The organism is Enterobacter sp. 50793107 (assembly GCF_001463365.1).
Taxonomy (GTDB): domain Bacteria; phylum Pseudomonadota; class Gammaproteobacteria; order Enterobacterales; family Enterobacteriaceae; genus Enterobacter; species Enterobacter cloacae.
The window spans coordinates 1-12,863 of record NZ_LNII01000121.1 but is presented as its reverse complement, the minus strand read 5'-3'; the positions used below and the strand labels follow the sequence as shown (position 1 = coordinate 12,863).

Here is a 12,863-nt window from a genome sequence, read left to right as displayed (position 1 = left end):
TCTTTATATTGACAAAATTAAAATAAAAACCATTTATTGCGATATATCCTAAAATGCGTTCGCCGTAATTAAATCTACGTATTTAGCTTATTTACAGATTCCGCATTGTTCTTCCTTTTTGCCGGATCGTATTAAGAGAAATCTCAGCCCGGCATTGCAATTTCCCCTGGCTTTATCCATGATCGAAGTGTGACATTGCTCATATAACAGAAGGTATTGCGATTACTATGGAATGGATTGCCGATCCATCAATCTGGGCCGGGCTGGTTACGCTGGTCGTCATCGAATTAGTGCTCGGTATTGATAACCTGGTCTTTATCGCCATCCTCGCCGAAAAACTCCCCCCGGCGCAACGCGACCGTGCGCGCGTAACGGGCCTGCTGCTGGCGATGGTGATGCGACTGCTGCTGCTGGCCTCAATCTCCTGGCTGGTGACCCTGACAAAGCCCCTTTTCTCCGTTCACGGCCTGAGCTTTAGCGCGCGTGATTTGATCATGCTCTTCGGCGGGTTGTTCCTGCTGTTTAAAGCCACGGTAGAACTGAACGAGCGGCTCGAAGGCAAAGACAGCGAAAACCCCACCCAGCGGCGTGGGGCTAAATTCTGGCCGGTGGTGGCGCAAATTGTGGTGCTCGATGCGGTCTTCTCCCTGGACTCCGTCATTACCGCCGTCGGGATGGTCGACCATCTGGCGGTGATGATGGCTGCGGTGATCATTGCCATTACGCTGATGGTGATGGCGAGTAAAGCGCTGACCCGGTTTGTTAACAGCCACCCGACCATTGTGATTCTCTGCCTGAGTTTCCTGTTAATGATTGGCTTTAGCCTGGTGGCCGACGGCTTTGGGTTCCACATTCCGAAAGGCTATCTCTACGCCGCCATTGGTTTCTCCGTCATGATTGAGGCGCTTAACCAGCTGGCGATTTTCAACCGCCGCCGCTTCCTCTCGGCAAATCAGACATTACGTCAACGCACCGCCGACACGGTGATGCGCCTGCTCAGCGGGAAGAAAGAAGATGCGGAGCTGGATGCCGAATCCTCCGCGATGCTGGCCGATCACAGTGACGGGCAGATCTTCAACCCGCAGGAGCGGCTGATGATTGAGCGGGTGCTCAATCTTAACCAGCGCACGGTCAGCAGCATCATGACGTCGCGCCATGACATCGAACATATCGACCTCACCGCCCCGGAAGAGCAGATCCGCGCCCTGCTGGACAGAAACCAGCATACCCGGGTGGTCGTGACGGGGGGTGACGAGGAAGAGGAGCTGCTGGGCGTGGTGCACGTCATTGACCTGCTGCAACAGCAGTTGCACGGTGAGGCACTCAATTTGCGCGCCCTGGTGCGTCAGCCGCTGGTGTTCCCGGAGGGGCTGCAACTGCTTTCTGCCCTTGAGCAATTCCGTAACGCGCGTACGCACTTTGCCTTTGTGGTGGATGAGTTTGGTTCGGTTGAGGGGCTGGTTACGCTCAGCGACGTGATGGAAACCATCGCCGGTAATTTGCCAAACGAAGTGGATGAAATCGATGCGCGCCACGACATTCAGAAAAACGCGGACGGTTCATGGACGGCCAACGGCCATATGCCGCTTGAAGACCTGGTCCAGTATGTTCCCCTGCCGCTGGATGAAAAGCGCGAGTATCACACCATTGCGGGTCTGCTGATGGAGTATCTGCAGCGCATTCCCCAGCCGGGTGAAGAAGTTCAGGTAGGCGACTATATGCTCAAGACGCTGCAGATTGAAAACCATCGCGTGCAGAAGGTGCAGCTGATACCGCTGCGCGACGAAGACGAGATGGATTTTGAGGTGTAGGAAAAACAAGTTGCTCCCTCTCCCGTGGGAGAGGGATGGGGTGAGGGCATCAGGCCGCACTGGCAGCCGCCACCCGGCACAACAGGCATCACAGCTTATCGAGCAGCTTCTTCACGTCCTTCCCGTTTTGGGTGTCTTTATTGCGATCCGCCCAGTCGTTCAACCGACGTTTGGCTTCATCCTGCAGATGCTTGCGCAGGATCTGATCCACCTGCAGGCTGTAGTTCAGCGACTGCCATTGGCCATATACGCTCAGCGGTACCGGCGTCTCTTTCAGGAAGTCGATCAGCTTACCTTCACCCTGCCAGCCGGACAGCACCTGAACGTTGAAGTGGGTATCTGCCGTCTCTTTTACCAGATCGAGCTTGCCCTCGCCGGTTAATGACAACAGTGAGGAGGTCCCCTGCATGCTATTCAGAGAGAGTTGCCCGTTGTCGAGCGTCAGGTCACTGCTAAAGCTGTCGAGACGCGTGGCGCTGTCGTAATTTTCCTGCGCTTTAACATCGCTGCTACGCTCCACCGCCTGCTGTACCAGCTGCTGGAAGTTGAGCCCTTCCATGCGGGCTTCTCTCAGTTCAAGGTGAGCCTGCCCCTGCCAGTCGCGGCGGAAAGCATCAGCATCGATCTTCGTGCCCAAGAAATCCCCCGCCAGCGTCAGTTGACCCGTCATGGAGATGGGGTAGTCAAAGGCTTTCAGGATGGTGCCAATCTCAACGTTGTCGAGACGCGGCTGAAATTCCGCAGTCGAGGCCTCTTTACGCACATCCAGCGTGCCCGGCAGGGAAAGGTGCCCGGCGCCCATTTTGCCGCTCAGTTCGGAGATCACCAGCAAACCGTTCTGGTTGAACATCTGGCTGCTCACGTCGGTGAAATCGATACCGCGCCAGCGCAGGCTGTTGGCCTTCAGCAGAATGTCCGCCGTGAAGCCCCGCAGACCGTTATAGTCCGGCTGATCGAGATTAGACGAGATAACCGGACGCGTCTGTTTCCCCTGGTTTTGCCCGAGCTGCGCGGGATCGTTGTCCGTAGCGCTCGCCGGAGGCGGAGGAAGCAGGTTTTCCAGGTTGAGCTTGTCAAACTGCAGATTGAGCACCCATTTCGGCTTCGCCTCCAGAATGACGCTCGCCTGCCCTTTCAGGCTGCTGTCGTTCGCCTGCAGGTTGAGATTATTCATCTCAAGCTGTTTTAACTCTTCACGCCAGACGGCCTGCATCGTTCCCTGACCGGCAATCCCCTGGGCAGGGAGATCGGCTCCTGTCAGTTGCCAGTTCAGCTGCTGAATGTCGGCGGTAAGCTGGTGCGGATAATCCGACGCATTGACGCTGGCATTCAGAGACAAAGTGAGATCGCGCTGATCGCGGTTGACCCGTCCGCTAAACTCCAGCGAAGCAAGATGGTGCTCATCCTGCTCCATTTTGAGGTTGATATTCCGTACGGTGACCTGCTCATCGTCTTCATGCTGGAAAACCAGCACGCTATCGGCCACCTTCAGTTTGCCAATATCGAATGACCAGCCCGTATCTGACGGTTCATCAGGTAAGGTATTTTCCCGCGGCGCAACCGGCGCATCCGCGTTACGCACGGCTTCAGTTTGCTGGGTAAGCTGAATCACCGCGCCTTTTAACATCACCTGGTTGACCTGCAACTGGTGCGAAAAGAGCGGAACTAACGCCACATCAAGGCGCATGTTATCGGCAGACACCAGGGGCTGAGCAGCCCCCGGCGCGGTTAACGACATGCGGCCAGAGAGAATGCTGAGCTGGGGCCAGACGTGCCAGCGCAGCGGCCCATCCAGCTTCAGTTGATAACCACTGCGGGCTTCGACCTGCCGCACCATATAGGCGCGGAAATCATTCGGGTTAACCAGCAGAACCAACGCTGAAAGGCCAGCAACCAGCACCACCAGCAAAATCATCAGCGTTGTCAGAACTCTTCTCATGGCATCCTCAATGGACTAACGATCAGTCTTTATCAATACGGCTGGCAACCGCACCCTGCTGGTCGCGGTATTTTGCGTCCTGACGGCGGTTGTAAGGACGATCGGCCGGACCCGTCAGCGGTTCAAAGCTCAGCGCACCAATCATCATGCCCGGGCGCAGCGCCAGCGGCAGTTTACCGGCGTTGAAAAACTCCAGCACGATTCGGCCCGACCAGCCTGGATCGATACGGTGCGCGGTCACGTGTACCATCAACCCCAGACGCGCCAGAGAGGAACGGCCATCAAGCCAGCCCACCAGATCCGCGGGCAGCGTCACCGATTCAAAGGTCACCGCCAGCGCCAGCTCGCCCGGATGCAGATAAAAGGCCTCGCCTTCGTCGATAACGATTTCGTCACTCATCACGCGATCAAGCGCGGCGCTGACTTCATCCTTCGGCCCGCTAAGGTCGATGAACGGTGCGGTATGGCCGCTGAAGGTGCGGAATTTATTCCCCAGTCGCACATCAACGGTGACACCATTGATACGCTCCACGGGTGGACGTGGGGTAATAGACAGGCGGCCTTCATCCAGCCAGGCTTCTATATCGCGATCACAAAGACGCATGGCACTCTCTCCTTTCGTGCATCGTGCCCTGAGGATAACGCCTCAGGGCAAAGCAGGTTATCTCTGAACGGTACACAATTCGCGCGGCTTATTCAAAAAACTGGCTGATTTTCGCTTTTAAGATATCAATGGCAATGCGGTTTTTGCCTCCGCGCGGCACGATAATATCGGCGTATTGTTTGGATGGTTCAATAAATTGCAGGAACATTGGGCGAACGGTTTTCTGGTACTGCGCCATGACGGAGTCCATTGAACGGCCACGTTCGTTCACGTCACGCTTGATGCGGCGCATCAGGCAGATGTCCAGCGGGGTATCAACAAAGATGGAGAAGTTCATTGACTCGCGCAGACGCGCGTCGGTCAGAAGCAGGATGCCTTCAAGGATAATCACCTTCTTTGGCTCAATGCGAATCGTTTCCTGCGTGCGGGTATGTTCCACGTAACTATAAACAGGCAGTTCAATCGCCTGGCCGCTCTTGAGCGCTTCTAAATGCTGGAACAGCAAGCTGTGATCCATGGCATTAGGATGGTCATAGTTCGTTTTTACGCGCTCTTCCATCGACAGATGGGATTGGTCTTTGTAATAGCTGTCTTCGGGAATGACGCCGATGTGCTCATCACCAACTTGTTCACGCAGTTCGCGGTATAGCGTACTGGCAATAAGACTTTTACCTGAAGCCGATGCGCCGGCAATGCCTATAATGACGCACTGATGAGACTTATCAGTCATAAATTTAGCGACCTGATTAACCTGGATGTTAAGGAAGGACGACGCCGGAGCGTCAAACGCGGCAATTATAGGGATTTCACGGGCGTGATACCAGTCGAAAGCGCAGGTTATGCGAGACAGGCTGAAAAGTGACGTTATGTTCCCTGAGTGAAATTTTTACGCGCGTTTTTTCAGCGTTTAACAGGATTTTTTTAAACACTAACTATTTAATAAATCTATGATGTCAAATTATGAGCAGTCGCCATATGAATTGTAAATTGTTTGTACTAGCATAAACCAAATTAGCACATTCACTCGTCCGGACCTTCACTCCTGACGGCATGGCGTCTCTGGATAAAGCGGTAATGAATAAACAACACCAGCGGGTTTTGGTTACCACCCCACATCCTCTTATGCGACTTGTCTGTCTGGGCCTGGTCACCTTTATCTTTACCCTTTTTTCGCTGGAGTTGACCCGCTTCGGCGCGCTGCTGGCTCCGCTCTGGTTTCCCACCGCCATTATGATGGTGGCGTTTTATCGCCACGCCGGAAAAATGTGGCCCGGTATTGCTCTGGCCTGTTCGTTTGGCAATATTCTGGCCTCGTGGATGCTCTTCTCCTGGTCGTCGATTAATCCGACCTATACCGCCATTAACGTGGTGGAAGCGGTAGTTGGTGCATTATTACTGCGCAAACTGCTCCCCTGGTACAACCCGCTGCAGAATCTGAATGACTGGATCCGCCTGGCCATCGGCAGCGCGCTGATCCCCCCGCTGGTGGGCGGTGTGCTGGTGCATTTACTGATACCCAGCCCGGAGCCGCTGCGTAATTTCCTCGTGTGGGTCTTGTCTGAAGCGGTTGGCGCACTGGCCCTGGTGCCATTAGGGTTACTGTTTAAGCCGCACTATCTCCTGCGCCATCGAGACCCGAAGCTGCTGCTGGAAACGCTGGTAACCATGGCCGTGACGCTGGTCCTTAGCTGGGCGGCCATCGTCTGGCTGCCGTGGCCTTTTACCTGCGTCATTGTCTTGCTGATGTGGAGCGCTGTGCGCCTGCCGCGCATGGAAGCCTTTATGGTGTTTCTGGTCACCGTGATGGTGGTTTCGCTGATGATTGCCCATAACCCGGAGGCGCTGACTACGCAGCACACCGGCGCGATGCTGAACGCCCCCTGGCTGCCGTTCCTGATGCTGCTTCTGCCAGCCAACGTCATGACCATGGTGATGTATGCCTTTCGCGCAGAGCGAAAACACATCACTGAAAGTGAAGAGCGTTTTCGTAATGCGATGGAGTATTCCGCCATTGGCATGGCGCTGGTCAGCATTGACGGCCAATGGCTGCAGGCCAATAAAGCGCTGTGTAACTTTCTCGGCTACAGCCAGACGGAGCTGCAGTCGCTCACCTTCCAGCAGCTAACCTGGCCGGAAGACCTGCACACCGATCTCGAACAGCTTGAACAACTGGTCAACGGGGATATCAACACCTACACCCTTGAGAAACGCTACTATACCCGCAGCGGCGAAGTGGTCTGGGCGCTGCTTGCGGTCTCGGTTGTACGTCATGCCGACGGTTCACCGCTCTATTTCATTGCCCAGATTGAAGATATTAACGATCTGAAGCAGACCGAATGGGTCAATAAACGGCTGATGGAGCGCATTACCCTTGCCAATGAAGCGGGCGGCATTGGCATCTGGGAGTGGGATCTGGAGCCGGACATCATCAGCTGGGATAAGCGGATGTTTGAGCTGTATGAAATCCCGCCGCACATCAAACCTACGTGGCAGCTCTGGCACGATACGATGCTGCCTGAAGATCGCGCCCATGCGGAAAAAGTGCTTCGGGAATCACTCATTTCACGGCTGCCGTTTAAGCTTGAATTCCGTATTCGCGTGAAAGAGGGGGTACGCCATATTCGCTCCCTGGCGAACCGGGTCCTGAACAAACAGGGGGAAGTCGAACGCTTGCTCGGTATCAATATGGACATGACCGAAGTGAAGCAGCTCAATGAGGCCCTGTTCCAGGAAAAAGAGCGTTTGCATATTACCCTCGACTCCATCGGCGAAGCAGTGCTGTGTACCGATGTCGACATGAATGTCACCTTTATGAACCCGGTCGCAGAGAAAATGAGCGGCTGGTTGCAAACCGAGGCCATCGGCCAGCCGGTGCTGAAGGTTCTGCATATCACCTTCGGCGAAAAAGGGCCACTGATGGAGAATATTCACAGCGGCGATATGTCCCGTTCAGATATCGAGCAGGATGTGGTGCTGAACTGCCGTACCGGCGGCGTTTTTGATATCCATTACAGCATCACCCCACTCAGCACGCTGGACGGGCAGAATATCGGCTCGGTGCTGGTTATTCAGGACGTCACCGAATCGCGCAAAATGTTGCGTCAGCTCAGTTATAGCGCTTCTCACGATGCCCTCACCCATCTGGCAAACCGGGTCAGTTTCGAAAATCACCTCAAGCGGCTGCTGCAAACCGTTCAGGAGACGCGCCAGCGACATGCGCTGGTGTTTATCGATCTTGATCGCTTCAAAGCCGTCAACGATACCGCAGGCCACGCGGCGGGTGACGCCCTGTTGCGGGAGCTTGCGTCCTTGATGCTGACCATGCTGCGCTCCAGCGACGTGCTGGCGCGTCTGGGCGGGGATGAATTCGGGCTGCTGCTGCCGGACTGCAATATTGAAAGTGCCCGCTATATTGCGGGTCGGCTGGTCCATACCATCAACGACTATCACTTTATGTGGGAGGGCCGCCTGCACCGGATCGGCGCCAGCGCGGGGATCACGCTGATTGATGAAAATAATCATCAGGCCTCGGAAGTCATGTCCCAGGCCGACATTGCCTGCTACGCCTCGAAAAACAACGGTCGCGGCGTGGTGACAGTGTACGAGCCGCAGCAGGAGCGGGCCCACAGCGCGCGCAGCATGATGTCGCTTGATGAACAGTGGCATATGATCAAAGACAACCATCTGATGATGATCGCCCGCAGCGTGGCCTCCCCGCGCATCCCGGAAAGCTGCAACTTCTGGCTGATTTCGCTGCGCCTGTGGACCAGCCAGGGAGAAGTGCTGGAAGAGCACGCCTTCCGTTCCGGCCTGGCGGAGCCTGAGCTTTTACATGCGCTGGACCGCCGTATATTTAGCGAATTCTTCCGCGCGTATGCCGCTCCGGTTGCCAAAAAAGGCCTCGGGGTCGCCCTTCCCCTGTCCGCCGCGGGTTTAGCCAGCACCACGCTGATCGACGAATTGCTCGACCTGCTGGATAAAGGGCCTTTACCGGGCCGTCTGCTGCATCTGGTCATCGCGATCGACGTTGTGGCAAACCCGGATCCAAACGTCCAGACGGGGCTACAAAAGCTCCGCCACGCTGGCTGCCGCGTGGTGCTCAGCCAGGCGGGACGCAACATGGAGCTCTTTAGCCACCTTGGTGCCAACGTGGCTGATTATCTGATGCTGGACGCCGAAGTGGTGACCAATGTGCACGGCAACCTGATGGATGAGATGATGGTTACCATTATTCAGGGCCATGCCCAGCGTCTGGGGATGCGTACCATCGCCGGTCCGTGTAACCAACCCATCATGATGGATACGCTCTCCGGCATCGGCGTTGATTTTATTTTCGGTGACACCATCGGTGAGCCGCAGCCGCTGGATCTACTACTGAACACCAGCTATTTCGCCATCAACTGATGGCGTCCAGCCGTCGGTATACCAGATGTGCAAAAGGGCGTAAGAGCGCCACGGCTGCCAGCGCTGGGCGTAGCGGCAAATTTGCGCAGGCGTCATGCCAGCAAAGCGTTGCTTAATCAGGTAGTCATCCGGCAGGAACACATCTTTCGCCTGCCAGCCGCGCAGGGCAAGGTAATTTGCTGTCCAGCGCCCTATCCCCGGCCGCTGCTGTAAGGCTTTCATCCCGGCCTCAATATCCGCAGGCGGGAACAGCGGAAACGTGCCGTCGACCACGGAGCGGGCCAGATGAATCAACGACTCCGCCCGTTTGACCGGCATGCCGAGGGCCTTCAGCGCCAGCGGATCCACCGCAGCCAGCACCTCAGGTGTGGGAAAGCACAGATAGCCCGGCGCATCTTTTACAGGTTCGCCGCACAGGGCTACCACCCGTGAGGCCAGCTTCGCCGCCATCGCCACGCTGACCAGTTGCCCCAGGATCGCCCGCACGCCCTGCTCGTAGGCATCCATCGCCCCCGGTAAGCGCAACCCTGGTCGCGCAGCGCCAAGGTCGCCCAGCGCCTGCTGAATTTGCTGCGGATCGCAGGCAAGATCGAACAGACCTGCGATGCGTTCAAGACAGGTCTGCGCAACCGGGATTAACCCCGGGCTAAGCGTGACGTTGAGCGTATGGGTGTTCAGATCCGGGGTGACGCGAAAGATCCCCTGGTGCCGCTGGCAGGTGAAACTGCGCTCGTAGTAGCGTTCGGTAACCGTCTCGATCCCCTCCACCGCACGCGCGCCAAGAAAGCCAAACATCCATTGCCAGTCATAAGGGGGTTGCCAGGTCAGGGTATACATTGTCACTCCTTTTTTGTTCACCTCAGCATAAACCGAAAGGCCTTGTTTCGCCTTGCTTTCATATTCCTGTTGTCGCCGGTCGGGCATTCCGCTAAAGTCTCGCCCCTTCTCACTGGCATGGGGATTAATCGTGTTTATTGGATTCGACTACGGTACGGCGAACTGTTCGGTTGCGATTATGCAAAACGGACAACCATTGCTCCTGAAAATGGAAAACCAGAGTACGCTGCTGCCGTCAATGCTCTGCGCACCAACCCGCGAAGCGGTCAGCGAATGGCTGTTCCGCCACCATCAGGTTCCGGCCACGGCGGCGGAATCACAAGCGTTGCTGCGCCGGGCCGTCAGTTTTAACCGCGAAGAAGATATCGACGTCACACCGTCGAGCGTCCAGTTCGGCCTCTCGTCGCTCGGACACTACATTGACGACCCGGAAGAGGTCTACTTCGTTAAATCGCCAAAATCGTTTCTCGGCGCCAGCGGGCTGAAGCCGCAGCAGGTGGCGATGTTTGAAGATCTGGTCTGCGCCATGATGCTGCACATTCGCAATCAGGCGCAAACCCAGGTACCGGAGGCGATCGATCAGGCGGTCATTGGCCGTCCGATCAACTTCCAGGGGCTGGGTGGCGACGAGGCTAACCAGCAGGCGCAGGGGATCCTTGAGCGTGCCGCGCACCGCGCGGGCTTTCGCGACGTGGTATTCCAGTATGAGCCGGTGGCGGCGGGGCTGGATTTTGAAGCCACGCTGACAGAAGAGAAGCGCGTGCTGGTCGTCGACATCGGCGGGGGCACCACCGACTGCTCACTGCTGCTGATGGGGCCGCAGTGGCATAACCGTCGTGACCGCGAAAACAGCCTGCTGGGGCACAGCGGCTGCCGCGTGGGCGGTAACGATCTGGATATCGCGCTCGCCTTTAAGAGCCTGATGCCACTGCTGGGCATGGGTGGGCAAACGGAAAAAGGGATCGCCCTGCCGATCCTGCCCTGGTGGAACGCTATCGCCATCAACGACGTCCCCGCGCAGAGCGATTTTTACAGCAGCGCGAATGGCCGCTTCCTGAACGATATGGTGCGCGATGCCCGGGAGGCCGACAAGGTCGCCCTGCTCTACAAAGTCTGGCGTCAGCGTCTGAGTTATCGCGTGGTGCGTACTGCCGAAGAGAGCAAAATCGCCCTCTCCGATCGCCCGGAGCACGCGGTTTCCTTGCCGTTTATCAGTGAAGATCTGGCAACCGCCATTTCTCAGGAAGGACTGGAAACCGCGCTCGCCCAGCCGCTGCAGCGCATTCTGGAACAGGTGCAACTGGCGCTGGAGAACGGCAAAGAGAAGCCGGACGTGATTTACCTGACCGGCGGTAGCGCCCGTTCGCCGCTGATCAAGAAAGCGCTGGCAGAACAGCTGCCGGGCATTCCAATTGCCGGCGGCGATGACTTTGGCTCCGTCACGGCGGGGCTGGCGCGCTGGGCGCAGGTGATGTTTAGTTAAATACACAAACTGAGGCCCCTCGATCATCTCGTGGGGCCTCAGTATCGGTATCTATAGTGAGCGACAACGCTCCACTTGCATTGGGTCTGAATTTAGTCTTTTTCTCCTCCATGCAGACCCTATTGCTGCGGAGCCATACTGCTGCATATAGCGATGAAATTCAGCCAGTGCCATAGGTGGCATGAAATAATACCCCTGCAGGAAATCAACCTTATGGGCGATAAGCCATTCGCGTTGACAGGCATACTCCACGCCCTCTGCAACAGTACGTAACCCCAGAATGCCAGCCAGATTAATGATCGATTCCAGCATCGGCAGCGTCTGATCTTCTGCATGGATCCCTTTGATAAAGATCTTATCAATCTTAATCACGTCCAGCTCGAGTTCATTCAGACAACACAGATTGGCGTATCCCGTTCCAAAATCATCCAGAGCAAAGAGGACACCCCGGTTACGTAACGAACGGATTAACTCTTTTATTGCAGGCGTGACTACCAGTGTCTGGTTTTCAGTAATCTCAATCATCAATTTTATTGGCAGTGATTCCGTTAATTCCAAAAAATTGAGGCATTCCCAATAGAAAACAGGGTTACTCAAATTTGAGGGGCTCACGTTAAACGCCACAAAAAAAGACTGTCCCTGCCAGGTAATATCGTGATTTAAATGACTCGCGACCTTATTCATCAGATAACTTGTCAGATCGTTTATTTGACCACTAATTTCCGCCAGCGGGATGAACTCACGTTGAGAAATGGCATAGTTGTGGCCTGAAGGCCACCGCGCCAGCACCTCAACGCCACACAGCTCTCCTTTACTTCCGAGGATGGGTTGAAAATAAGGCACAATCTCATCATTTTTCAAAGCCAGAGTTAATCTATTAGCTTCGTTGCTATCAAATATACCCTCTGTCATTGTTTGGCTTTTCTTGTTGTCATGTGCCCCCCATCGTTCTGCCAAAAAACCATTTCTGGAAAGATAAATTATAGTCTCATTAAAGTTATCAAAACTCAGGCGATGAGTTATTTTATCTCGATAACGATAGAGCGATTTTGGCGTTAAAGAATTTGCCTTGCAAAATTCTTCCAGCCCCACTTTAGTGAAAGAGGCGTAAATCATCTCTTGTTCAAAATCACTTAAATGAAATCTATCAACGCAGCCCAATGTTGACGGAGCGCCCCCCTGCACATTTGACATCAATTTAGTTTTTAGAACAGAAATAAGGCTATTACAGCTTACTTTAGCGTTAACAGACTCACTATTTTCACAGCCTCGATTGATACATTTACTGTCACTCATCGTGAGAACAATACTGTTAACATAGATAAACTGGCTGCTATTTCTTTGCAGCCATTTTTGTATTATACAAAATGGCACTCTGTTATCAATGATTAACAAACAGCTGTTGTACTGTGGCATTAAAATGTCTGAATCAGAAACAAACGTTCCAGAATCAACGAGTACCAGATTAGGCAGAAATGACCTTATTCCTGAGAAAAGATAAATGTCGTAACTGAGCAGAAAGACCTTTTTCGTGTTCATAATTATCACCGTAAAAGTTTAATTGAAAATCGCTTCCTTCTATCGTACAGAGAGAAAGATTATATTTGCTTTGGTTTTCGCAAAACATCCAATGCCCGGTAGACAATATCCGCCTTAATAAAACAAGAACAAGAAATGGTTAATCTTAATGGTCCCTCCCTCCGTCAAGATCATATTTTTTCCACAATGATAAGAATATTTCCGCAGCAGATACAGAAATTTTCCTTATCCTAATACCTTTCTCTT

At 54.4% G+C, this 12,863-nt stretch carries 8 protein-coding genes; 3 read left to right on the top strand and 5 right to left on the bottom strand.

The features are described from left to right. Positions 1-227 precede the first annotated feature (227 nt). Positions 228-1,811, top strand: a complete 1,584-nt coding sequence (locus APU11_RS15695; RefSeq protein ID WP_029881804.1) for a TerC family protein — start codon at positions 228-230, stop codon at positions 1,809-1,811. 88 nt (positions 1,812-1,899) lie between these two features. On the opposite strand, the gene asmA is transcribed toward APU11_RS15695, so the two are convergent. From asmA to udk, 3 genes are all read right to left on the bottom strand, one after another. Next, complete coding sequence (gene asmA / locus APU11_RS15690) at positions 1,900-3,750, bottom strand: outer membrane assembly protein AsmA (RefSeq protein WP_058651720.1); 1,851 nt, start codon at positions 3,748-3,750, stop codon at positions 1,900-1,902. 22 nt (positions 3,751-3,772) lie between these two features. Further along, positions 3,773-4,354, bottom strand: coding sequence for a dCTP deaminase (dcd, locus tag APU11_RS15685; protein WP_013097886.1), 582 nt, complete (start codon positions 4,352-4,354; stop codon positions 3,773-3,775). An 88-nt stretch (positions 4,355-4,442) separates the two neighbouring features. Beyond that, positions 4,443-5,084 carry a uridine kinase gene (gene udk / locus APU11_RS15680; RefSeq protein WP_008500855.1) on the bottom strand — a complete coding sequence of 214 codons (642 nt, stop codon included), beginning with the start codon at positions 5,082-5,084 and terminating at the stop codon, positions 4,443-4,445. Between the two features lie 344 nt (positions 5,085-5,428). On the opposite strand from udk, the gene APU11_RS15675 reads away from it, so the two are divergent. Beyond that, the gene (locus tag APU11_RS15675; RefSeq protein WP_038420943.1) at positions 5,429-8,758 is read left to right on the top strand and encodes a diguanylate cyclase; all 3,330 of its coding nucleotides are present in this window, start codon (positions 5,429-5,431) and stop codon (positions 8,756-8,758) included. On the opposite strand, the gene alkA is transcribed toward APU11_RS15675, so the two are convergent. Then, positions 8,726-9,595 carry a DNA-3-methyladenine glycosylase 2 gene (gene alkA, locus APU11_RS15670; protein WP_058651721.1) on the bottom strand — a complete coding sequence of 290 codons (870 nt, stop codon included), beginning with the start codon at positions 9,593-9,595 and terminating at the stop codon, positions 8,726-8,728. The genes APU11_RS15675 and alkA overlap by 33 nt on opposite strands. 130 nt (positions 9,596-9,725) lie before the next feature. On the opposite strand from alkA, the gene yegD reads away from it, so the two are divergent. Beyond that, complete coding sequence (gene yegD / locus APU11_RS15665) at positions 9,726-11,078, top strand: molecular chaperone (protein ID WP_058651722.1); 1,353 nt, start codon at positions 9,726-9,728, stop codon at positions 11,076-11,078. Positions 11,079-11,129: 51 nt separating this feature from the next. Here the strand turns inward: yegD and APU11_RS15660 are convergent, their stop codons facing one another. Continuing rightward, positions 11,130-12,617, bottom strand: a complete 1,488-nt coding sequence (locus tag APU11_RS15660) for an EAL domain-containing protein (RefSeq protein ID WP_058651723.1) — start codon at positions 12,615-12,617, stop codon at positions 11,130-11,132. Positions 12,618-12,863 lie beyond the last annotated feature (246 nt).